Annotated in this window: 25 protein-coding genes and 1 pseudogene; 12 read left to right on the top strand and 14 right to left on the bottom strand. The window is 67.2% G+C overall.

The window, feature by feature from the left end; all coding sequences use genetic code 11:
- Nucleotides 1-73: 73 nt before the first annotated feature.
- The 4 genes and pseudogenes from ACSQ3M_RS23300 to ACSQ3M_RS23285 all read left to right on the top strand — a co-directional run.
- Nucleotides 74-784, top strand: coding sequence for an ABC transporter permease (locus tag ACSQ3M_RS23300; protein WP_436152447.1), 711 nt, complete (start codon nt 74-76; stop codon nt 782-784).
- Nucleotides 781-1497, top strand: coding sequence for an ABC transporter permease (locus ACSQ3M_RS23295; protein WP_436152446.1), 717 nt, complete (start codon nt 781-783; stop codon nt 1495-1497). The genes ACSQ3M_RS23300 and ACSQ3M_RS23295 overlap by 4 nt, the downstream gene beginning before the upstream one ends.
- 171 nt (nt 1498-1668) lie before the next feature.
- Nucleotides 1669-2568 (top strand): hypothetical protein, encoded by a 900-nt coding sequence (locus ACSQ3M_RS23290; RefSeq protein ID WP_436152445.1) that lies wholly within the window; start codon nt 1669-1671, stop codon nt 2566-2568.
- Between the two features lie 127 nt (nt 2569-2695).
- Nucleotides 2696-2809: pseudogene (locus ACSQ3M_RS23285) on the top strand (NAD(P)-binding domain-containing protein); the annotation flags it as partial.
- A gap of 129 nt (nt 2810-2938) precedes the next feature.
- Here the strand turns inward: ACSQ3M_RS23285 and map are convergent.
- On the bottom strand, nt 2939-3691 hold the full coding sequence (gene map, locus ACSQ3M_RS23280) for a type I methionyl aminopeptidase (RefSeq protein ID WP_436152444.1): 753 nt from the start codon (nt 3689-3691) through the stop codon (nt 2939-2941).
- Nucleotides 3692-3863: 172 nt separating this feature from the next.
- On the opposite strand from map, the gene ACSQ3M_RS23275 reads away from it, so the two are divergent.
- Together ACSQ3M_RS23275 and ACSQ3M_RS23270 are read left to right on the top strand one after the other, a co-directional pair.
- A complete protein-coding gene (locus ACSQ3M_RS23275; protein WP_436152443.1) occupies nt 3864-4730 on the top strand; it encodes an NAD(P)-dependent oxidoreductase in 867 nt (288 codons plus the stop codon).
- A gap of 62 nt (nt 4731-4792) precedes the next feature.
- Entirely contained in the window at nt 4793-5245 is a 453-nt protein-coding gene (locus ACSQ3M_RS23270; RefSeq protein ID WP_436152442.1) for a hypothetical protein, read from the top strand.
- Between the two features lie 36 nt (nt 5246-5281).
- On the opposite strand, the gene ACSQ3M_RS23265 is transcribed toward ACSQ3M_RS23270, so the two are convergent.
- From ACSQ3M_RS23265 to ACSQ3M_RS23245, 5 genes are read right to left on the bottom strand one after another with little or no spacing between them, the layout of a single operon-like run.
- Nucleotides 5282-5923, bottom strand: a complete 642-nt coding sequence (locus tag ACSQ3M_RS23265) for a uracil-DNA glycosylase family protein (protein ID WP_436152441.1) — start codon at nt 5921-5923, stop codon at nt 5282-5284.
- Entirely contained in the window at nt 5920-6387 is a 468-nt protein-coding gene (locus ACSQ3M_RS23260; protein WP_436152440.1) for a hypothetical protein, read from the bottom strand. Before ACSQ3M_RS23260 ends, ACSQ3M_RS23265 begins: the two co-directional genes overlap by 4 nt.
- Nucleotides 6384-6857 carry a hypothetical protein gene (locus ACSQ3M_RS23255; protein ID WP_436152439.1) on the bottom strand — a complete coding sequence of 158 codons (474 nt, stop codon included), beginning with the start codon at nt 6855-6857 and terminating at the stop codon, nt 6384-6386. Before ACSQ3M_RS23255 ends, ACSQ3M_RS23260 begins: the two co-directional genes overlap by 4 nt.
- Nucleotides 6854-7315: a hypothetical protein gene (locus tag ACSQ3M_RS23250; RefSeq protein WP_436152438.1), complete on the bottom strand. Its 462-nt coding sequence runs from the start codon at nt 7313-7315 to the stop codon at nt 6854-6856. Before ACSQ3M_RS23250 ends, ACSQ3M_RS23255 begins: the two co-directional genes overlap by 4 nt.
- 3 nt (nt 7316-7318) lie before the next feature.
- Nucleotides 7319-7930: a glutathione S-transferase family protein gene (locus tag ACSQ3M_RS23245; RefSeq protein ID WP_436152437.1), complete on the bottom strand. Its 612-nt coding sequence runs from the start codon at nt 7928-7930 to the stop codon at nt 7319-7321.
- A gap of 164 nt (nt 7931-8094) precedes the next feature.
- On the opposite strand from ACSQ3M_RS23245, the gene ACSQ3M_RS23240 reads away from it, so the two are divergent.
- On the top strand, nt 8095-8244 hold the full coding sequence (locus ACSQ3M_RS23240; RefSeq protein ID WP_436152436.1) for a hypothetical protein: 150 nt from the start codon (nt 8095-8097) through the stop codon (nt 8242-8244).
- Between the two features lie 5 nt (nt 8245-8249).
- Here ACSQ3M_RS23240 and ACSQ3M_RS23235 read toward each other — a convergent pair whose 3' ends face one another.
- The gene (locus ACSQ3M_RS23235; protein WP_436152435.1) at nt 8250-9170 is read right to left on the bottom strand and encodes an AEC family transporter; all 921 of its coding nucleotides are present in this window, start codon (nt 9168-9170) and stop codon (nt 8250-8252) included.
- Between the two features lie 159 nt (nt 9171-9329).
- Nucleotides 9330-9881, bottom strand: coding sequence for a thermonuclease family protein (locus ACSQ3M_RS23230; RefSeq protein WP_436152434.1), 552 nt, complete (start codon nt 9879-9881; stop codon nt 9330-9332).
- Nucleotides 9882-9967: 86 nt separating this feature from the next.
- Between ACSQ3M_RS23230 and ACSQ3M_RS23225 the strand changes: the two genes are divergently transcribed.
- Complete coding sequence (locus ACSQ3M_RS23225; protein ID WP_436152433.1) at nt 9968-11488, top strand: sensor histidine kinase; 1521 nt, start codon at nt 9968-9970, stop codon at nt 11486-11488.
- An 11-nt stretch (nt 11489-11499) separates the two neighbouring features.
- Here the strand turns inward: ACSQ3M_RS23225 and ACSQ3M_RS23220 are convergent, their stop codons facing one another.
- A complete protein-coding gene (locus tag ACSQ3M_RS23220; RefSeq protein WP_436152432.1) occupies nt 11500-11847 on the bottom strand; it encodes a winged helix-turn-helix transcriptional regulator in 348 nt (115 codons plus the stop codon).
- A 107-nt stretch (nt 11848-11954) separates the two neighbouring features.
- On the opposite strand from ACSQ3M_RS23220, the gene ACSQ3M_RS23215 reads away from it, so the two are divergent.
- Nucleotides 11955-12659 carry a glutathione S-transferase family protein gene (locus ACSQ3M_RS23215; protein WP_436152431.1) on the top strand — a complete coding sequence of 235 codons (705 nt, stop codon included), beginning with the start codon at nt 11955-11957 and terminating at the stop codon, nt 12657-12659.
- A gap of 46 nt (nt 12660-12705) precedes the next feature.
- Here the strand turns inward: ACSQ3M_RS23215 and cobT are convergent, their stop codons facing one another.
- On the bottom strand, nt 12706-13737 hold the full coding sequence (gene cobT / locus ACSQ3M_RS23210) for a nicotinate-nucleotide--dimethylbenzimidazole phosphoribosyltransferase (protein WP_436152430.1): 1032 nt from the start codon (nt 13735-13737) through the stop codon (nt 12706-12708).
- 107 nt (nt 13738-13844) lie between these two features.
- Between cobT and ACSQ3M_RS23205 the strand changes: the two genes are divergently transcribed.
- Entirely contained in the window at nt 13845-14687 is an 843-nt protein-coding gene (locus tag ACSQ3M_RS23205; RefSeq protein WP_436152429.1) for an adenosylcobinamide-GDP ribazoletransferase, read from the top strand.
- A complete protein-coding gene (locus tag ACSQ3M_RS23200; protein ID WP_436152428.1) occupies nt 14684-14884 on the top strand; it encodes a DUF1289 domain-containing protein in 201 nt (66 codons plus the stop codon). Before ACSQ3M_RS23205 ends, ACSQ3M_RS23200 begins: the two co-directional genes overlap by 4 nt.
- On the opposite strand, the gene ACSQ3M_RS23195 is transcribed toward ACSQ3M_RS23200, so the two are convergent.
- Nucleotides 14841-15308, bottom strand: coding sequence for an N-acetyltransferase family protein (locus tag ACSQ3M_RS23195; protein WP_436152427.1), 468 nt, complete (start codon nt 15306-15308; stop codon nt 14841-14843). The genes ACSQ3M_RS23200 and ACSQ3M_RS23195 overlap by 44 nt on opposite strands.
- 11 nt (nt 15309-15319) lie before the next feature.
- Nucleotides 15320-16153 carry a sulfite exporter TauE/SafE family protein gene (locus ACSQ3M_RS23190; RefSeq protein ID WP_436152556.1) on the bottom strand — a complete coding sequence of 278 codons (834 nt, stop codon included), beginning with the start codon at nt 16151-16153 and terminating at the stop codon, nt 15320-15322.
- 251 nt (nt 16154-16404) lie between these two features.
- On the opposite strand from ACSQ3M_RS23190, the gene ACSQ3M_RS23185 reads away from it, so the two are divergent.
- Nucleotides 16405-20406 carry an autotransporter domain-containing protein gene (locus ACSQ3M_RS23185; protein ID WP_436152426.1) on the top strand — a complete coding sequence of 1334 codons (4002 nt, stop codon included), beginning with the start codon at nt 16405-16407 and terminating at the stop codon, nt 20404-20406.
- Nucleotides 20407-20459: 53 nt separating this feature from the next.
- On the opposite strand, the gene ACSQ3M_RS23180 is transcribed toward ACSQ3M_RS23185, so the two are convergent.
- Together ACSQ3M_RS23180 and dusA are read right to left on the bottom strand one after the other, a co-directional pair.
- Nucleotides 20460-20915, bottom strand: a complete 456-nt coding sequence (locus tag ACSQ3M_RS23180) for a PaaI family thioesterase (RefSeq protein WP_436152425.1) — start codon at nt 20913-20915, stop codon at nt 20460-20462.
- A 4-nt stretch (nt 20916-20919) separates the two neighbouring features.
- Nucleotides 20920-21915 (bottom strand): tRNA dihydrouridine(20/20a) synthase DusA, encoded by a 996-nt coding sequence (gene dusA, locus ACSQ3M_RS23175; RefSeq protein WP_436152555.1) that lies wholly within the window; start codon nt 21913-21915, stop codon nt 20920-20922.
- Between the last annotated feature and the right edge of the window lies 1 nt (nt 21916).

Below are 21916 nucleotides of genomic sequence, written 5' to 3'. Positions count from 1 at the left end.
TCGCGTTTCCGGACGGCGAACCGGTACCCACTTCGCCTGAAAACGCTCCAGCCCCTCGCGCGCCGGCCCCGCCATGTTCGACAAACTCGCTCTGCTCGGCTTCGGTCCCGGCGGCTGGGGTTGGGCCCTGCTGCAAGGCGCGGCCAACACCATCTCGGTCGCGCTCGCGACCCTGCCCTTCGGCCTGGCGCTCGGGCTGATCATCGCGCTGTGGAAGCGCTCCGACAGCGTGCTGCTGCGTTCGCTGGCGACGATCTACACCACCGTCTTCCGGGGCGTGCCCGAGCTGCTGACGCTCTACATCATCTATTTCGGCATCCAGGTGCTGGTGCAGAAGGTCTGGAGCGGCTTCTCGATCCCGCCCTTCGTCGCCGGCATGGTGGCGCTCGGCATGGTGCTCGCCGCCTTCTCGAGCGAGGTCTGGGTCGGCGCGCTGAACTCGATCCAGAAAGGCCAGCGCGAGGCCGCCTCGGCGCTCGGCCTGTCGAAGGCGCAGGCCTTCCGGCTCGTCGTCTTTCCGCAACTGATCCGCGTCGCGCTGCCGGGCCTCGGCAACAACTGGATGGTGCTGCTGAAAGAGACCTCGCTGATCTCGGTGATCACGCTGCAGGACATCATGTTCATCGCGACGCGCGCCAATGTCGTGACCAAGGAGCCGTTCCTGTTCTTCGGCACGGCGATGATGCTCTACTTCTTCTTCTCGCTGGTTTCCGCCTGGGGCATCGGCAAGCTCGAGCAGCGCACCAATCGCGGCTACGCCGCCTTCGGCGGAGCGACGCGATGAACTGGTGCGAATATCCCGGCTACCTGATCGGCAGCGAGGCCCTGCAGAACTACGGCTGCCGCATGGCGAGCGGCCTGTTGCTCACCTTCGAGCTGGTGGTGCTCTCGGTCGCGTTCGGCTTCGTGCTCGCGATCGGCCTCGCGATCGCCAGGCTCTACGGCCCGCGCTGGGCGCAGATCGCGATCAACGGCTACACCACCTTCTTCCGCGGCACGCCGCTGCTCTGCCAACTCTTCCTAGTCTATTACGGCTTTGGCCAATTCCGCCTGTTCTGGCAGGATATCGGCCTGTGGTGGTTCTTCCGCGAGCCGTTCTACTGCGCGCTCTTCACCTTCACGATCAACACCGCCGCCTATCAGGCCGAGATCCTGCGCGGCGCCATCCAGTCGATCCCGCGTGGGCAGTTCGAGGGTGCGCTGGCGCTGGGCCTGCATCGCTGGGCGACGCTGCGCCGCGTGATCCTGCCGCAGGCGATGATTCTGGCGCTGCGCCCGCTCGGCAACGAGCTGATCGTGATGATCAAGGCAAGCGCGATCGCCTCGCTGGTGACGCTGTTCGACCTGATGGGCGCGACCCGCCTAGCCTTCGCCCGCTCCTTCGACCTCTCGATCTATCTCTATGCGGCGCTGATCTACCTCGTGCTCACCGAGATCATCCGCCGGGTCTGGGATAGGATCGAGCTCAGGCTGACGCGGCACATGGCGCTGCGGTAGGCGCCTCGCCCGGGCGCTCCGGGGATTAAGGCAGCAGAAGCCGAGGCGCGGATGCTCGCAAATCCGGCCCAGGCGCCGACAAGGGAAAGCAGCACAGCGCAGCCGGCGCATATTCCGATCGGAGACGCGGGGGACAACCGGCTTCCCTCACGCCCTGAAGGTGGAAGCCGCATGTCGCCCCCGACCGTGACCGCCCCGATCGCCCTGCTGCCGATCCAGACTGCGCCTTTGCCGTGGCAGTTCCGCTTCAAAGTCCACTATTCGTCGACGCAGATCCCGAGACACAAGATTTACATCGTCGCCTCAATGCAGCCGATGTTCGCCGGATTCTGGCCGCTCGCCGATCAGGACGTAATCGACCCTTGCGGCTTCAGCCAAATGCTGTGCCGGATTCTGCATTACGCCGGGCTGCATAATCTCTGGGGGCAGACGATCCGGATTCGGGCAAACTACCCGCAGCCGAACGGCGCCATCGCCGAAGCAACTCAGTCGGACCCGCAAGACCTCGAGCTGCCACTGAAGCCGCTCCTGCTCAACGGCATGAACAAGATCCAGTGCGTCGGCCAATTACCCTGCGGCCTCGCGCCGCCACCGCAAGGGCTGCGCCTGTTATGGGCGCAGCTTCCCGCGGATCTCAGCCACAACGCCTGGTATGTCGGCCAGGACAAGCGCCTGTCCGGCAACGCGGCGACGCTGAGCTTCGACCGTTTTTCCTTCTGGATCTCGGCCCTTGGCCTGCCGATCAAAAGCTCCGCCGGCATCCAGACCGGCGAGGCCTTCGCCAACCTGATCGGGGCGCTGCGGTACCCGGTCGGCTTCCAGTTCGCGCAAGCGAGCGTGGCGCAGATCGAGGAGGCCGCCAGCGCCGATGCCTCGATCTTCAATTACTGCATCTTCTGGAACGCGACGCGCCTGCTCCTGTACCATGGCGGCTTCTTCGAGTTCGGGCCGGGCGGCTTCGGCCAGCTATCGCCGGCCCAGTTCGCCTCGGGCCAGGTGCAAGACGCCCTGTGGAACGTCCGCCTCCGTCCGAAGCTGGGCATGACCTGGGGCCAGGCCAGCGTGATGTGAGACCGGCGCAGAGCCGGGCTTCGGACCGCGATTTGCGGTCGCTGCTATCGCATTTGCGCGGCTTCCCAGCATTGCGCGCCCACGCTAAAGCTGCGGACATCTGTCCCGAACTGCAGCAGAGCATCGCATGGTCAAGGCCGCTTTTCTCGGTCTCGGCGTGATGGGCTATCCCATGGCCGGCCATCTCAAGGCCAAGGGTCACGAGGCCACTGTCTACAACCGCTCCCCCCGCCAAGGCGCAGGCCTGAGTCGCCCAGCATAGCGGTGCCAACGCCGGCTGATGCGGCGAAGGGCCAGGAATTCATCAGGCGGGTCTGGGACCGGCTGGAATTGCGGCTGACGCGGCACATGGCCCTGCGCTGAGCGGCACTCAGCCCGGCAAGGTCAGGATCAGCGGACCGTTGGCGGTCGCGACCACGGTGTGCTCGTACTGCACGGTCGGCGCGCGCGGCTCGGCATAGAGCGTCCAGCGGTCGTCGCCTTCGTGCTCAGCCCAGTCCGCTCCCAGCGACAGGAATGGCTCGACGGTGAAGACGAGCCCCTTCTGCATGATGCGGCGCTCGGAGCGCTCGGGCCAGGTGGCTATCTCCTTGGGCTCCTCGTGCAGCGAGCGGCCGATGCCATGGCTGGCAAGGTTACGGACCAAGGTATAGCCGTTCTTCTGCGCGAAGCGGCCGACCGCCTCGCCAATCCCGGCGATCGGCTTGCCGGCCCCGACCTGGCCGAGCCCGGCCCAGAGCGCACGCTTGCCGTCGCGGCACAGCCGTTCGATCCGGCGATCGACCGGCGGCACCGTGAACGACGCTCCCGTATCGGAGTAATAGCCGGCCTTCTCGGCGGAGACGTCGATGTTCACCAGATCGCCCGCAGCGATCCGGCGGTCGCCCGGAATGCCGTGCGCGACCTCCTCGTTGATGCTGATGCAGGTGGCGCCCGGGAAGCCGTAGACGGTCTCGGGGGCCGAACGTGCGCCCTGCTTTTCGAGAATGTCGCGGCCGATCGCATCGAGCTCGGCCGTGGTCATGCCCGGCTCGAGCGCCCGCCCCATGGCCGCCAGCGTATCGGCGACGATGCGGCCGATCTCGCGCAGGCTCTGAAGCTCATCGTCATTGGTGATGGTCATGAGGCGGTTCCTGACCGATTTCGGCGAGAGCGACAAGCCAGGGCGCGGTAGACTGCCCATGCATGATTTCTGCATAATCGCGATCGCTGCTATCGCGCCCGCATCGCTTCCCTCGCCTTCTCCGGCGCGCTAAAGCCGCACTGAGCTTTCAGACAATGCAGCGGAGCACCTCATGGCCAAAGTCGCTTTCCTCGGTCTCGGCGTGATGGGCTATCCCATGGCCGGCCACCTCAAGGCCAAGGGCCACGACGTCACCGTCTACAACCGCTCGCCGGAGAAGGCGCAGAAATGGGTAGCGCAGCACGCCGGCGTCTACGCACCGACGCCGGCCCAGGCCGCCGAGGGCCAGGAAATCGTGTTCTGCTGCGTCGGCAATGACGACGATTTGCGCTCGGTGACGACCGGCGAGAACGGTGCCTTCGCCGCGATGGGCAAGGGCACGGTCTTCGTCGACCACACCACCGCCTCGGCCGATGTCGCGCGCGAGCTTGATGCCGCAGCGAAGGCGGCCGGCTTCGGCTTCATCGACGCGCCGGTCTCCGGCGGCCAGGCCGGCGCCGAGAACGGCGTGCTGACCGTGATGTGCGGTGGCGATCCGGCAGCTTACGCCAGGGTCGAGCCGGTGATCGCCAGCTTTGCCCGCATGTGCCGGCTGATGGGCCCCGCCGGCTCCGGCCAGCTCACCAAGATGGTCAACCAGATCTGCATCGCCGGCCTCGTCCAGGGCCTCTCCGAGGGCGTCCACTTCGCCAAGCGCGCCGGACTCGATGTCGAGGCGATGCTGGAGGTGATCTCGAAGGGCGCCGCCGGCTCCTGGCAGATGGAAAACCGCGGCAAGACGATGAATGCCGACAAGTTCGATTTCGGCTTCGCCGTCGACTGGATGCGCAAGGATCTCGGCATCGTGCTCGACGAAGCCCGCAACAACGGCGCCCGCCTGCCGGTGACTGCACTGGTCGACCAGTTCTATGCCGATGTGCAGAAGCTCGGCGGCGGGCGCTGGGATACGTCGAGCCTGTTGAAGCGGCTGGAAGGTTGAGCTGCCTATAGAACTGCCGCGAGTGGCGCAGAGCGCCGTTCTGGGCGATGCAAGGGCCCGTCATGAGCGCTGAATGGATCAAATACTCGGCAACGACTGCAATCGCGGTCACAGCGCTCGTGGCAGGCTTCGTGCAATTCGGAACCACAAGCTCTTTTTCGGTTCGGCAGCCGTTTCTGGAGAAGCAGACAGCGCTATGTCTCCTTGCGGCCGAACACGCCGCGCGGCTCGCCAGTTCGATCGATGCCAAGACCTGGAGCCATTCACGCGAAGAATTCTGGATGCTTTATTGGGGACCTCTCGCCGTCGTGGAAGACGTAGAGAGCCAATTTAAGAATCGTGTCGAAGGAGCGATGGTCTCATTTGGATCTGAGCTGGCAAAGATTGATCCGGCAACACCGTCGCTGCCGGTCAAGATTTTGGAGCAACCGGCGCTGCGAGTCGCTCATTCCTGCCGTGACCTGCTTCGCTCCAAATGGAATGTTGGCATCCTGCGATGGTTTGAGCACCTCTAAGGAAATCGCCCGCCATCGCTATGCTCGGCGAGTGTATTAGCCCACCAGCCGCGCCACCTCGGCCCGCAGCACCGGCACCAGTTCCGCCTCGAACCAGGGATGGTTCCTGAGCCAGCCATTGTTGCGCCAGGACGGATGCGGCAGCGGCAAGATGCGCGGCTTGCGCTCCTGCGCGAAGATTGCGCGCCAGTCCGCGACGGTCGCGGTCAGGTCGGCCGCCGCCTTCGAGCCGATATGCCAAGCCTGCGCATAGCGGCCGATCACCAGCACGAGTTCGATATGTGGCAGCGCCGCCAGCACGCGCTCACGCCAGGCCGGTGCGCATTCGCGGCGCGGCGGCAGGTCGCCGCCCTTGGCGTCGACCCCGGGGAAGCAATGCCCCATCGGCACGATCGCAACGCGCGAGGCGTCGTAGAAGCGGGCATGATCCAGGCCGAGCCAGTCGCGCAGGCGGTCGCCGGAGCGGTCGGTGAAGGGCCTGCCGCTGGCATGGACCCGCGTGCCGGGCGCCTGGCTCGCGATCAACAGGCGGGCGCCTGCCTCCGCCTGGATCACGGGACGCGGCTCATGCGGCAGGCGCGGAAGATAGACCGGCTCATCCCGGCAGATCCGGCACGCGCGCAATTCGGCGAGGACATCGTCGAGCGCTTCCAGCGAGCCGTCTCCTTGCCCGCTCATCGTCCGGCCAAGCGCTCCTGGCCCGGGCGCTGCGAGATCAGCCCGTCGCAATGCCAGGCCGGCATCTTGTCGGCATGCTTTTCGGGATCGCCGGGCTGGATGGCGAAGGCACCGACGATGCTGCCGTTGACGACGCTGCGCGGGACATAGAGCGTGCCGCTGCGCTCGACGGTGAAGCAATGGGTCTGGCGTGTCTCGATCGGGCCGTAATAGTAGCAGATCGCGTCCTGCGTCGTGGTCCAGCAGGCATCGCGGTTCGGCGTTTCCCGGTCGCGATTATACCCGCTCACGCGCCCATCCTCGTGATGGTACTCGCTGAAGGTCCCGCCGGTGCTGTAGCGTCCGGTCACCGTGTTGCCCTCGACGAGCTGGCGCATCTGTTCGCCGGTCAGACGTTCGACGGCGAGCGCCTCGCCTCCCCAGATCGGGAGCCCGAGAAGCAGCGCCAGCGCGAACAGCCTCACCGCGAGGCGAGCCGCGGCGACATCGCTGGCGGCAACGCGTTCGAGATCAGCCCATCGCAATGCCAGGACGGCGCCTTGTCGACGTGTTTCTCGGGATCGCCCGACTGGATGGTGGCGATGCCGTTGATCCGGCCGGTGCGGTAGGTCTTCAACACATAGAGCGTGCCGCTGCGCTCGACGGCGAAGCAATAGGTCCGGCGGGTCTCGTGGGGACCGTAATAGTAGCAGGCGGCATCGTCCGTCGTCGTCCAGCAGGCATCGGTGTTGGTCACGTGCCGGTTGTGCCCGGTCGCACGTCCATCCGGGTGATGGTACTCGCTGAACGGCAGCCCGTTATTGTAGCGGCCGGCGACGGTATTGCCCTCGAAGAGCTTGCGGATCTCCTGGCCGGTCAGCCGCTCGACCGCAGCGGCGCTCGTGACGCAAGCGCATAGCCCCAGGAGAATCGCTGCCGTCGAGGCTCGCATCATCGCGCCGCCACCCGCCGCGACATCGGAAGTTGCGGGCCGCGCGAGATCAGCCCGTCACAATACCAGGGCTTGCCGCCATCGGTATGATTGCGCGGATTGGCAAGCTCGATCGTCGCCACCGCATTGATCCGGCGATCGCCGACATTGCGCAGGATATAGAGCCGCTCGGTCAATTCGACCGTGAAGCAATGCGTCGTCCGGTCCTCCGGCGGGCCATAATAATAGCAGACGGCGTCGCCTTTGGTGATCCAGCAGGCGTCGCGGTTCTCCTGCCAGCCATTATTGCCGAGCGCCCGTCCGTCGGGGTCGTGATATTCGGTGAAGAAGCCGCCACCGGTGTAGCGGCCGCTGACCGTATTGCCGGTGAAGGCCTGGTTGATCTGCTCGCCCGTCAGCTTGTCCGCCGCCATGGCGGCAAGCGGCAGCATGAGCGCAAACAGGACGGCCAGCAGGCGCATCGTTCAAGCCTTCCAGCTCGGCCGGGCCGAGAGTTCGCCATGCCAGCGCCGGATGTTGGCGAAATCCTCTGGCAGCGGAATGCGCGAGGGCTTCATGAAATCGATGGCGATGCCGGCGGTGATGTCGGCCACCGTCAGCTCGTCGCCGCAGATGAAGCGGTTGGCACCAAGCTGCAGGTCGAGCAGCACCAGATGATCGTCGATCAGCTCACGATTGGCCTCAGCCCATTCCGGGACCTGGTCTTCGAGCTCGGCCATGGCGGGATGGCTGTGGCGGAACACCGCCGAGACCGCCGTGAACAGCCCGAGTTCGATGCGCCGGTTCCACATCTCGATCAGCGCAGCTTCCTTCGGCGCGGCGCCGAATAGGGGCGGCGCCGGATGCAGGCTCTCGATGTAGCGGCAGATCGCGATCGTCTCGGCCAGCGCCGTGCCATCCTCGAGCAACAAGACCGGGAGACGCTGCGACGGATTGATACGCGTGAATTCCGGCGTCCGGTGCTCCTTCTTGCCGATGTCGATCGGCACGAGCTCAGGCAAGGTCACGCCCTTCTCGGCGAAGAAGATGCGGACCCGCCGCGGATTGGGCGCGCGCCCGCCATCATAGAGCTTCATGCCCCTCGCCTTTCGTCGTCTCGAGACATGGCGGTTTCACGGTGCCGCCGCGGCCCTGTCAAGAGTTCAGCCTGCAAAGACGGCGGCAAGACGACGCGAACGAACGGATGACAGGAACAAAGCGTCCTCGCCCGCGATTACCGATCCGCAAGGGGGGAACCGATATGCCGCAGGTTTGGAGCTTCATCGTCTGGATCGTGGTCCTCGCCATCCCGGTGGGACTGATGCTCGCGACCTTCTGGTCACGTTCGCGCGAACCTGGCGCGGCACGCCTCGAAGGACCGCGCGAGGATGATCCGCGCGAGCCGTCCTGAACAGATCAGCCCGGCGCCAGCAGGATCAAGGCGAGCGGCACCGCAATAGCGGCCAGCACGGTCTGCAGCGCACAGATGCCGGCCATCAGCGGTGCATCGCCGCCGAGTTGGCGCGCCATCACATAGGATGAGGAGGCGGTCGGCAGCGCCTGGAACAGGATGGCGAGCGTCGCCGCCTGGCCGCCGAGGCCGAAGCCCTTCAACGCGGCATAGGTCGCGAGCGGCATCACCACGAACTTGACGAAGGAGGCGACCAGCGCCGGCTTCAGGCCGCGGCCGAGCGCGTTCCAGTCGAGCGCCGCGCCAACGCAGAGCAATCCGATCGGAAGCGAGGCCTGGCCGAGCGCCTTCAGGCAGCCCTCGACACCGGGCGGCAGGCCGAGGCCGCTGAGCTGGATGGCGATGCCGAGCACGCAGGACATCAGCAGCGGGTTGAGGGCAAGGCCACGGAGAATGCCGCGCAAGGTCGGCTGCGCCGAGCCCCAGCGGGCAAAGACCAGGACGCAGAGCACGTTCACGGTCGGCACGATCGCCGCATTCGCCACGGCCGCGAGTGGAAGGGCTGATGATCCCAGCATGCTGCCGGCCGCGCTCAGGCCGACATAGTTGTTGAAGCGGATGCCGCCCTGGAAGACCGAGGTGAAGGCGGCGTCGCTGTAGCCAAGCCAGCGCTTGGCCAGCACGAGTGCCGCCGCCACCGCGATGATCGCCGCCATCAGCGTCAACGCCAGTTCGGCGACGGGAAGCCCCTTGAGGTCGGCCATCGCCAGGGCGTGCACGAAGAGGGCCGGCAGCAGGACGTAATAGCTCAGCCGCTCGGCCTGCGGCCAGAACGAGTCCGGCAAAAAGCGCAGGCGGCGCATGGCATGGCCGAGCGCGATCAACAAGGCGATCGGCGCCAGTGCGAGCAGGATGGCACCGATCATGCCGGCAGCTCCGATCGGCAGGCGGGCAACGGCGTCATACGGCAGCGAATCCGACGAGAGGACAGGAGGAGATGATCCTTCTTTAGATTGCGATCGTCGAAGACGAAAATGCCAAAGCTGCCCGCGGCATTGACGAATCCGCATGGCTGGCGGGCGCATTCAGCGCGGATGGCTCCTACGCCACGCCTCCGGCCGCTCGAAGCTCAACGCCCAGATGCCGCGACCGGCCGCCTTCGCGTCGTCCTCCTCAGCTTGATAGCCGCCATAGGCGACAGCCTGGCCCTGGCGCACCAGCGCCGCGTTGATCTCGGCATCGCCCTGCCGGCAGCGCGCCAACCCGCGGCCATAACGGTCAGCCCGCGAGACCGTGCAGGTGACGTTGCCGAGTACGAGCATGGCAGCGAGCGCGCGCCGCGCCTGCCGGCCACAGGCGACCTCGCCGCCGCTCCGGTCCCGACAGGTCTGCCGGTATTCGGGCGCGTCGATCCCTTCCAGCCGAAGCTCCTCGCCGAGAAGCCGCAGCGAATCGCCATCGATCGCTTCGGCCGCTCCGGCGAGGCTACGACCGGGGCCTAGTCGGTACTGCAGGACAGCGCCGGCAATCGCCAAAAGCACAAGGAATCCAAAGGCTACGACGAAATCGACCGAGCGGCCGACCCGTCGCCAGCCGAACGGACCATAGTTGCTTGTCCTGAATCCGAAGCGCGCCATCAGGACAAGCTTAACGATTTCCAACACATCATGGCGAGCCGGGGCGCGACGGGGCGCCACCGGTCGGGAGCCTTTGCCTTCAGATCATGGCGGAACTGACAGCCGAACAGGTGCAGCGCGGCCGCGGACCCGATCCGTCCGCGCTGGCGCGCCGCAAGCTGATCAACCGTGAGGTCCGGTCGGCGCGTGAGAAGCTGACCTCTTCGACCGGGCTCCAGCGCGCCTTCGACTACGAACTCATTCGCGTCTTCGCACAGTACCGACTGAACGGCTCGGCCGGTACCTTGCTGCTCGCGTTCCTGGTCGCGGCCGCGGCCTGCGTCTGGGTGCCGTTCTACAAAGTGTCGGGCTGGCTCTGCCTTGTCGTGCTGAGCACGGGCTTCACCGCCGTGCTGTGCCGGCGCTTCCTGGCCGAGCCCTCCGCTGCCGCACGCGTCGCCTTCTGGCGCAAGCTCCTGCCCACAGCTGAATTGCTGCACGGCCTGTCCTGGGCGCTGCTTGCGGGCCTCTTCGTCGGCATCGAGGCGCCCGGCGCCCGCTTCTTCCTGATGACGGCGCTGCTGATGGTCAGCGCGCTCACCGTCACGCTGGCAGCCGCGATCCCGATCGCGGTTTACTCCGCCCTCGTGCCGATCGTCGGCGCGATCGTTTTGTCCTTCAGCGGCCGCAGCGACATCGACAGCGTCACCATGCTGTTGATGGCCGCCAGCGCCCAGCTCTTCTTCATCTTCCTGACCAACAGACTCTATTCCACCTCGGTCGAGACGATCGAGTTCCGGGCCGAAAAGGACGCGCTGATCGCCGAACTCGAAACCGCCAAGGCCAATTCCGACGAAGCCCGGCGCAAGGCAGAGGAAGCCAACCTCGCCAAGTCGCGTTTCCTCGCAACGATGAGCCATGAGCTGCGCACGCCGCTCAACGCCATCCTCGGCTTTTCCGAGGTGATGAAGACCGAGGTTTTCGGGCCGCACGCCAACGCCTCCTACAAGGAATACTCCGGCGACATCCACTCCTCGGGCCAGCACCTCCTGACACTGATCAACGAGATTCTCGACCTGTCGCGCATCGAGTCCGGCAAATACGAACTCAGCGAGGAGGCAATCAGTCTCGCGGGCATTGCCGACGATGCCGCGCACATGCTCAACCTGCGCGCCAAGGCCAAGGGCCAGGCCATTCGCCAGGCGACCGAGCCCGAGCTTCCACGGGTCTGGGCCGACGAGCGCGCCATCCGCCAGGCCGTGCTGAACATTCTGGCGAATGCGATCAAATTCACCCCACAGGGCGGCGAGATCTCGATCAAGGTCGGCTGGACCGCCACTGGGGGGCAATATGTCAGCATCACCGACAATGGCCCCGGCATCCCCGAGGACGAGATTCCGGTGGTGATGCAGACCTTCGGACGCGGCTCGCTGGCGATCAAGACGGCCGAGCAGGGCTCGGGCCTGGGGCTGCCGATCGTGAAGGGGCTGGTCGACCTGCATGGCGGCGGCTTCCGCATCAAGTCGACGCTCCGGGCCGGCACCGAAGTGACGATCACGCTTCCCGCCGAGCGCGTCATGGACACGCTGCCGGCCTTGCCGCACCCCGGCGAGCGCTCCGCCGCGTAGAATCGGCCGGGTTACGCGACCCGCGGGAGCACCGGGACGCCCGCCCGCTCGGCCTCAACGTTCTCCCACCAGCCGCCAAGCGCATCGATCAGCGGCACGAGGCGCTGGCCCGCCAGTGTCAGCTCGTAGTCGACGCGGCGCGGATAGCCGTCATGGTCGATCCGGTGGACGATGCCGGCCGCCTCCAGCTTGCGCAGCTCCAGCGCCAGCATGCGGTGCGAGACGGTCGGGTTGTCGCGCTGGAGCTCGCTGAAGCGCTTGGTGCCGTCCTTCAAATAATAGAGCAGCAAGGTCGGCCAGCGGCCGCTCAGCACCCGCATGACGCTTTCGATCGAGCAGTCGGACACGACGTCCTTCATGTTCCGTTCCGCCTGGTTACAGAAAAGTGCGTAATTTACATGGGGCGACGGATGACTAGGTTCCAGCCCGCTGCGCAGCGTTTCCCGACCCAAATGGAAAACGCAACATGGAACCGATCCTCGTTTATGGCTATCCGTCCGGCACTTCGATGGGCCTGGTCGCGGCACTTGAATGGCTGGGCCAGCCCTACAAGCTGTGCCGCGTCGACATGCTGGGTGAAATGCGCGAACCGGCCTACACCCGGATCAATGCGCGCGTCGAAACCCCGGTGCTGATCACCGATCAAGGCCGCCCGCTCACCGAGACTATAGCGATCGCCGCCTATCTCGAAGCGCGCGACAAGGAGCGGCGGATCAGCTTCGACCCGCTCTCGCCGGAAGCCGACCGGATGCACCAGTTCATGGGCTTCCTCAACACCGGCTTCACAGGCGCCTTCTCGCCGCTCTGGGTCGCGCTGGAGATGCCCGAGCCCGACCCAGAGTTCGAGGCGGCGCTGCGCCGGTTCGGCCGCAAGGCGGTGGCTGAGCGCCACGACAAGCTGGAAGCCATGCTGGACGGCGGGCGCTGGCTGGTCGGCGACAAGCATACCCTGGCCGACGGCCTGCTCGCCGGCGTGGCGCGCTGGCTCGAATTCCATGAGGTCGCCGAGCTCGCGCGCTGGCCGAAGCTGCAGGCACTGCGTCAGCGGGTCGAGGCCGACCCGGCAGTGGTCTACGCGACCACTCTCGAGAACGGCGAGACGCCGGCCGGCAGCGGCGCCCTCAAAGGCCATGTCTCGCTGGCGGAAGTCATCGAGCGCTACGGCGCCTGACGAAACGAAGACGCGCCGGGTTGAATGCCCGGTGCGGCTTTCACAATTATTCGGCCTTCCCCGATACCTGCGCCTGCGCGAAGGTCGCCATGCCGGAATGGACGCCGGCCGCCGCCTTGACGAGACCGGCGGCGAGCGCTGCACCGGTTCCCTCGCCGAGCCGCATGCCGAGCGCCAGCAAGGGCTGCTTGCCGAGCCGGACCAGCGCCTCCGCATGGGCGCCCTCGGCCGAGAGATGGCCGGCGAGGCAATGGTCGAGCGCCGAGGAATCGAGCGCATGCAGGATCGCGGCGGCGGCGGTGACGACATAGCCGTCGAGGATCACCGGGATGCGCTGCAGGCGGGCGGCGAGGATCGCCCCGCAGATCGCCGCCATCTCGCGACCGCCGAAGCGGCGCAGCACTTCGAGCGGGTCGCTGAGATGATTGGCGTGGAACTTGAGCCCGGCCTCGACTGCCGCGATCTTGCGCTTCAGGCCGTCATCGTCGACGCCGGTGCCACGGCCGCACCATTTGGCAGCGCCCCCGCCATAGAGCGCCGCGAAGATTGCGGCGGCCGAAGTGGTGTTGCCGATGCCCATCTCGCCGAGCGCGAGCAGATCGGCGCCGCCGGCGAGCGCCTCCATTCCGAAGGCCATGGTCGCGACGCAGGCTCGCTCGTCGAGCGCATCCTCTTGCGTGAAATCGCCGGTCGGCAGGTCGAGCGCGAGGTCGAAGACCTTGAAACCGAGATCATAGGCCGCGCAAATCTGATTGATCGCGGCGCCACCGGCCGCGAAGTTCTCCAGCATCTGGCGCGTAACCGACTGCGGAAACGCCGAGACGCCCTGGGCGACGACGCCGTGATTGCCGGCAAAGACGCAGACCAGCGGCCGGTCGACCCGCGGCGGCGCCTTGCCCTGCCAGGCGGCGAGCCATTCGGCGATCTCCTCCAGGCGCCCGAGGCTGCCGGCCGGCTTGGTCAGCTCCTTGTCGCGGGCGCGCACCGTGTTGGCTGCCGCCATGTCGGGACCCGGCATGCTGGCGATGAGGTTGCGAATATCGTCGAAGGGCAGGCCGGAGGCGGGCATCGCAGACATCTGAGGAAGCCGATCTTGAAAGCCTAGGGAATCGCGCGGCGCGAGGTCGCCGCCATGTTGCCGCTGCTGCTATAGGCTGGAGCGGACGAAGACAATCCGAGGGCAGCGTGGCCGAAACCGACAGCGATGATGCGCCGCAGGCGGCGATTTGGCCGGGTTGGCTCGTAGCGACGGCGACCTGCATCCGCTTCTATTCACGCCTGCCGGTGCCGGCGCTGCCGGGCGAGAGCGTGCATGCCCTGCCGGATTTCCGGCTGGTGCCGCGTGCCCTGCCCTTCGCGGCGCTGGTGATCGCACTACCTGCGGCGCTGATCGCACTGTTCGCGGGCCTTGCGGGTGTCAATGCGCTGCTGACGTCGGCGCTTACTGTGACCGCGCTCGTGCTGACGACGGGCGCCTTCCACGAAGACGGGCTCGCCGACAGCGCCGACGGGCTGTTCGGAGGCCACACACCGGAGCGGCGGCTGGAGATCATGAAGGACAGCCGCGTCGGCACCTTCGGTGCCCTGGCGCTCGGGCTGTCGCTGCTGCTGCGGGTGACGGCGCTCGCAGCGATCCTGCAAGGCGCCGGCGCGTGGGCATTAGCCGCGGCCGTGCTCGTCGCAGCGCCCTGGTCGCGTGTCGAAGGCATTCGCATCCTCGCCATGGTCGAGCCAACCCGGCGCGATGGCGCTTCCGCTTCGGTCGGACGGCCCGAGCGATCGGTGTTGCCGGTCGCCTACAGTCTGTCGGGCATCTTCGCCGTCGTGCTCGTCACAGTGGGCGCCATCCCCCTCGCCGGTGTCTTCCTCGGCTTCATGCTGTCAGCACTGGCGACATATTGGCTGTCGCGCACCGCCATCCGCCTGATCGGCGGCCAGACCGGCGACATTCTCGGCGCGGCGCAGCAGCTCGGCGAAATCGCGATCTATCTCGGCCTCGCCATCGTTATCGGCTGGAGCGGGCAATGAACGCGATCTCCAGCCCCTGCATCAAGATCTGCGTGATCGACCCCGTGAGCAAGCTCTGCCAGGGCTGCGGCCGGACCCTGCAGGAGATCGCGCAATGGTCGCGATTGAGCGAAGCGGAGCGCCTCGCCATCATGGCGACGCTGGCGGACCGCGTCAGCCTTCCGCGAGACGGGCAAGCCCCTCGCCGGTCAGCCTGAAGAAGACCTTCTCCGGCTGCGGCGTCGCGCCAAGACTCTCATAGAAGCGCAGCAGGCGTTCATTGTCGCGCGCCGCCGTCCAATCCATCCGCCCGAGGCCGCGATCCAGCGCAAGCCGCGCCAGTTCGGCGAGCAATGCCCGGCCGACGCCGAAGCCGCGCGCGGTTTCGGCCACATAGATTTCCTTGAGGAAGCAGCCTGCCTTCAGGCCGGGGCCGGGATAGATCGCCGAGAAGGCAGCGAAACCGACGAGCGTCCCGTCATGCTCGGCGACGAGCAGTTCGGTTCCCGCCGGCCGACTAGCCAGCCCGGCCCGGATCTCGGCATCCGGCGGACAGGGCACGTGGTAATACGCCTGCATCTGCGCCATCAAACCGGCGAGCGCAGGATGATCGGCGATTTCGCAGGCGCGCACGGCAACCATGGCCGCCCTGCTCAGGTGATCAGCGACCAGAAGAAGCGGGCGCAGACCACCAGCAGGAAGATGCCGAAGGCAACCTCGAGCCGGCGCTTCGACAGCCGGTGCGCCAGGCGTGCGCCGATCGGCGCCGTCCAGATCGAGGTCGGGATGAAGAGCAGGAAGCCGATGAAGGAGACATAGCCGAGCGAGAGCGGCGGCAGGATGTCCATCTTCGGCCAGCCGGCATAGATGTAGCCGAGCGCACCGGGGATCGAGATCAGGACGCCGAGACCCGAGGAGGTCGCGACCGCCTGGTGGATCGGCCGGCCATAGAAGGTCATGAACAGGCTGGAGAGCTGGCCGCCGCCGATGCCCATCAGTGCCGAGAGCACACCGATGATCACGCCATAGATCCGCATCAGGAACGGCCCGGGCATATCGTCGCCGAGCTTCCAACGGTCCGAGGCGAAGAGCAGCCGCATGGCGCTGGCGAAGGCGACCGCGACGAAGACTGCCTTGAACAGGTCCGGCGGCGCGTAGCGCGCAACCAGGCTCCCGCCGAGCACGCCGAGCACGACGGGCATCGCCCAGATCTTGATGATCGAGGTGTCGACCAGCCCCTTGGCGAGATGGGCCCGGTAGGAGCGGATCGAGGTCGGGATGATCACCGCCAGCGAAGTGCCGACCACCAGCGGCATGCGCACCTCCTCCGGCACGCCGATCACCCGGAAGACCTCGTAGAGCACCGGCACGATGACCGCGCCGCCGCCGACACCGAACAGGCCGGCGAGCAGGCCGGTGACGGCGCCGGCCGCGATCAGCGACACGGCGAGGAAGATCAGGTCGTTCAGGGGAATGCCGGCGATCATCATGCACCCGAGCCAGGACAAGTCGGGCTGCTCTTAGGCTTTTGGCCGGAAAGGGCAAGGTTCAGCCGGCAAGGCAGGCATGCGCGGGGGCGCGCGTGCTGGCATTGCTGTCCGCGAGCGAACTGTCCCGAGCTCGGGCAACCGCAGCAAATCCGCAACACCGGATCGATTTGACGAGATGTGAACAGCTGTTCATTGCCTCGCGCGCGACGCTGCCTAAGCCTGCCATCGCGGTTGGGACCTGACTATCGATGCCGAACGATCTGAAGCTTGCACGGATGCTGCCGGCGCGTGGCCGGCGGCCAGAGCGGCTGCATCAGTCCGTTTCGATGCTCGCGCTCGGCCTCGCGCTGCTCGCCGGCGCCCCCACAGCCATAGCTCAATCGGTCACCGGCACCGGCGAGCTGTCTCCCGCTATCCCGACGCCGCCGCTCACCAACTGGGATCTGGGCGGGGTCGATCTCACGATCGGCGACACTGCCACCGGCACCCTGGCCATCGCGGCCGGTGGCACCGTTTCCAATATCCGTGACGGCTATATCGGCAACCAGGCGGGCAGCACCGGCACGGTGACGGTGACCGGCGCCGGCTCGACCTGGAACAACCATCCAGGCAATATCTATCTCGGACATCGCGGCACAGGCACGCTGACGGTCGAGAATGGCGGCGCCGTCTCGACGGGCGTCCTTGAAATCGGTTATCGCGCCGGCAGCAACGGCACGGTGACGGTGACCGGCGCAGGCACCAGTTTGACCGCGTTCTACATCTATGCCGGGAATACAGGCACCGGCTCATTGACCATCGCGGATGGCGCCACCCTCTCCGGTGGCGTGGGAGGCAGCGTCGGCAATGTCGGTGGTGGCATCGGCAGCAATGGCACGGCGACGGTGACCGGCACCGGCTCGCGCTGGATCGATGTCAGCATCCTCCGGGTCGGGCTCGGCGGCACCGGCACGCTGCGGGTCGAGAATGGTGGTGTCGTCGAGAGCTTCGACGGTGGGGTCGGCACGGGTACCACCGGCAATGGCACGGTGACGGTGACCGGCACCGGCTCGCGCTGGACCATGTCCTCTCACGCCATCATCGGCGGTGCGGGCACCGGCAGCCTGATCATCGAGAATGGCGGCGCAGTCTCCGGCGGCGCATCCGCCAGTCGATCGGGCACGATCGGCTTCAGCGCCGGCGGCAGCGGCACGGTGACGGTGACCGGCGCCGGCTCGAGCTGGACCATGTCGCGCGATCTTTTCGTCGGCCGTGAGGGCAATGGCGGGTTGACCATCGCGAATGGCGGCACGGTTTCTAACCGTGCAGGCGTGATCGGCGAGATGGCTGGCGGCAGCGGCAGCGTGACGGTGACGGGCGCCGGCTCGACCTGGACCAACAGCACCACGCTTGCGGTCGGAAGCGCGGGCAGCGGCGCGCTGACCCTTGCGGCTGGCGGCAAGGTCAGCGCGACGGTGACGACGCTGGCGACCGCGGCCGGATCGAGCGGCACGCTGACGCTCTCCGGCGACGGCGTCAGCGGCCGCGGCGTGCTGGAGACCGGGCAGGTCCGTAAAGGCGCCGGCACCGCGACGCTCAACCTCGACGGCGGCATCCTGCGGGCGACCGGCAATCAGGCCGACTATCTCCAGGGCTTCACGGCGCTGACCATCGGGGCGGGCGGTGCCTTCTTCAACAGCAACGGCTTCATCATCGGCGTTGCGACCAATTTCTCCGGCACGGGCGGTTTGACCAAGAGCGGTTCCGGCACGCTCACACTCACTGGCACGAACAGCTATTCCGGCGCGACCTTCGTGCAGGATGGCACGCTCTACATCAATGGTACTGGCGCGCTGTCTGCGGCCTCGGATTACACGATCGCGATCAGCGGGCTGCTCAACGTCAACGACACGCTCGGCACGGTCACCGCCGGCTCGATCGCCGGTTCCGGCCAAATCCGGATCGAGGGCGGCTCGACGCTGGAGACTGGCGCGACCAACGCCTCGACCACCTTCACCGGCGCGATCTACGACGCCGGCAGCCTGCGGAAGGTCGGCACGGGCACGCTGACGCTGACGCAGGAGAACACCTACTCCGGCGGCACCACGATCGCGGGCGGGGCGATCAGCATCGACCGCGAGAGTAATCTCGGCGCCTTCACCGGCGCGCTGACGCTGGATGGCGGCGTGCTCAAGGTGACCGGCACGACGCTGACCGAGCTGACCCGCGACATCGTCTTCGGTGCGGCCGGCGGCGGCTTCGACATCGCCGATGCCGGCAACAGTTTTACGGTGACGCAAGGCTTCTCGGGCACGGGCGCGTTCTCCAAGGCCGGCGCAGGCTCGCTCCTGCTTAAGGGAGCGAACAGCTATTCCGGCGCGACGACGGTGTCTGGCGGGACGCTGCGGGCCGGCGTGGCTGGCGCGTTCTCGTCGAACTCGGCTTTCACGGTGGCATCAGGCGCACGACTCGACCTCAACGGATTCAGCCAAAACATCGGCTCGCTCGCCGGCGCAGGCATGGTCACGCTCGGCAGCGGTTCGCTGACGGCGGGTTCCGACAACAGCTCGACGAGCTTCTCGGGCTCAATCACCGGCGCGGGCGGTGTCACCAAGACCGGCACTGGCACGCTGACGCTGTCGGGCACGAATACCTATACCGGTGCGACGATGGTTTCGGCCGGCAAGCTGGTGGTCAACGGCTCGCTCGCCAGCAGCGTGGCGCTGAACGGCGGCTCGCTCGGCGGCTCGGGCACGGTCGGCGGGGTGAGCGTCGGCAGCGGCGCGACGGTCGCGCCCGGCAACTCGATCGGCACGCTGACGGTGTCGGGCAATGTTGCCTTCGCGGCGGGCTCGACCTACCAGGTCGAGGTCAACGCCGCCGGTCAGAGCGACCGGATCGCCGCATCCGGGATCGCGACGCTCTCGGGCGGCACGGTCGAGGTGCTGGCCGAGACCGGCAACTACGCGGCCTCGACCAACTACACCATCCTGACCGCCGCAGGCGGGATCAGCGGCCAGTTCGGCAACGTTACCTCGAACCTCGCCTTCCTGACGCCGTCGCTGAGCTATGGCGGCAGCAGCGTCACCCTGACTATGGCCCGCAACCAGGCGCTGTTCCTTGGCGTCGCGCAGAGCCGCAACCAGGGCTTCATCGCCAATGCGGCCGAGGCGCTCGGCGTCGGCAATCCGATCTACGACACGCTGCTCTCGGGCACGGCCGCCGAGGCCCGCGCCGGCTTCGACCTGCTCTCGGGCGAGGCGCATGCCCAGGCGGTCAGCGTGATGATCGACGAGAGCCGGCTGGTGCGCGACACGATCCTGTCGCGTTTGCGCGGGCCACTGCTGACGGCGCCGGGCGGACAGGTTGCAGCCGCCTTCAGCGCCGACCTGCCCGGCCGCAAGGGCGCGGTGCTGATGGCCGCCCCGGTCCCGCAGCCGCGCTACGCCCTCTGGGGCGAGGCCTTCGGTGGCGCCGGCAACACCAGCGCCGACGGCAATGCCGCCGGCCTCAGCCGCCGCAGCGGCGGCGCCCTGCTCGGCGCCGACTTGATGCTCTACGACAATCCCGGCTCGTCGCTCAGGGTCGGTGTCGCCGGCGGCTACAGCCAGTCGCGCTTCGACCTCGATGCCAGGCGCTCTTCGGGCAAGCTCGAGAGCGGCCATGCCGCGCTCTATGCCGGCGCCCGCTTCGGCAATCTGCGGCTCGATGCAGGTCTGGCCTACTCATGGTCCGAGAGCGACATCCGCCGCCAGGTCCAGATCCGTGGTTTCGGCGACAGCTTGCGCCTGCAGCGTCCAGGGGCGGTGGCGCAAGGCTTCGCCGAACTCGGCTATGGCTTCGCCTTCAACGGTTTCGCGCTCGAACCCTTCGCGCAATTGGCGCTGATCCGGGTCAGCACGGATGCCGGCACCGAGCAGGGCGGCGCTGCGGCGCTCCGGGTTCTCTCCTCCGAGCAGGTACTGGGCTTCACCACGCTCGGCCTGCGCGCCGAGGCGCAAATCGGCTCGGCCCCGCTCTTCGCCCGCGCCATGCTCGGCTGGCGCCACGGCTTCGGTGAGCTCACCCCGCAGGCGAAGACCGCCTTCGCGCTGGGCACCACACTGGCCCAGGTCTTCGCTGCCCCGATCGATCGCGAGGCGCTCGTCGCCGAAGCCGGCCTCGACTGGCGCATCTCCCAGGCCACCGCGCTCGGCCTGACCTATTCCGCCGCCATCGGCGAGCGCTCGCGCGATCACGCCCTCAAGGGCAGGGTCGAAGTCAGGTTCTGAAAAGGCTGCTTCCGACTGGCCAATCCTTCAGCGTGTAAGGCCAGCTTCGCGACCTAGTCGCTCACATCCTCCCGCGCAACGATCATCATACAGGTCGCGGTCAGCATGGCACAGAGCTTCGCCTTGCCCGCCGTCACGGCGAAGACCTCGGCCATGGCGAGCGTCAGGGTGCGGCCGGCCTTGACCACCCTGCCCTTGGCCACAAGCTCGTCGCCGGTCGCCGGCGCCAGCAGGTTGATCTTGAACTCGGCAGTGAGGACGCCGTTGCCCGCCGGCATGGTGGTCAGGGCGGCATAGCCGGCGGCGCTGTCGGCGATGGTCGAGACCGCGCCGGCATGGACGAAGCCGTGCTGCTGGCACAGATGCGCCGAGACCGGCATGGCGATCTCGATCTCGCCTGGCGCGACCCGGACGAGCCGGGCGCCCAACGTCGCCATGAAGGCCTGCTTGCCGAAGCTCGACTCGATGCGGGCGACGAGGGCGGGGTCGATCATATCGCCAGCCTGCATCGTCTCATTCCGCCGCGATCGCGGACGGGACCTGCCGCTCGACATGGGCAATCGCGGCGCGCAGCTCGGCGAGGCCGGCGCCGACTGCGACGCAGTGCTCGGAGAGGTGGCGGCGGAACAGGCGCGAGCCACGCCGACCGGGAAACAGCCCGACGAGATGGCGGGTGAAGGCGTGCAGGCGCCCTCCCCGTTCGAGATGGGCGGCGATGAAGGGCTCGAGCGCTTCCAGCATCTCGAAGGCATCGGCCACCGGCGCGTCTTCGCCGAAGAGCAGCGGATCGACCGACAGCAGCACCTCGGGATTCTGGTAGGCCTCGCGGCCGAGCATGACACCGTCGACATGCCGGAGGTGCGGCAGCCATTCGTCCGGCTGCCGGATGCCGCCGTTCAGCGAGATGAGCAGGTCGGGATTGGCGGTCTTCAGGCGATAGGCGCGCTCATAGTCGAGCGGCGGGATCTCGCGGTTTTCCTTGGGCGAGAGGCCCTGGAGCCAGGCCTTGCGGGCATGGACGACGAGCGCGTCGACGCCGGCGGCGCGTACGGTCGCGGTCAATGCATCGAGCGCCGCTTCCGGGTCCTGATCGTCGACACCGATGCGGCACTTGACCGTAACGGGGATGGCGACCGCCGCCTTCATCGCCGCGACGCAATCGCCGACAAGGGCCGGCTCGCGCATCAGGCAGGCGCCGAAGGCCCCGCCCTGGACACGATCCGAGGGGCAGCCGCAATTCAGGTTGATCTCGTCATAGCCGAAATCGGCGCCGATCTTCGCCGCCTCTGCCAACAGCGTCGGATCATTGCCGCCGAGCTGGAGCGCCAGCGGATGCTCGACATCGTCGAAGCCGATCAGCCGCTCCCGGTCGCCGCGGATCACAGCCTGCGCCGTAACCATCTCGGTATAAAGCCGGGCGCGGCGCGACATCAGGCGATGGACTATCCGGCAATGCCGGTCGGTCCAGTCCATCATCGGGGCGACAGTGAAACGCCAAACGCTCGACAGG

The sequence above is a fragment of the Allobosea sp. LjRoot90 genome (genome assembly GCF_964254315.1).
In the GTDB taxonomy this organism is placed as follows: domain Bacteria; phylum Pseudomonadota; class Alphaproteobacteria; order Rhizobiales; family Beijerinckiaceae; genus Allobosea.
Note: the sequence above shows the minus strand (reverse complement) of the source record. Positions and strands in the feature narration are given on the sequence as shown.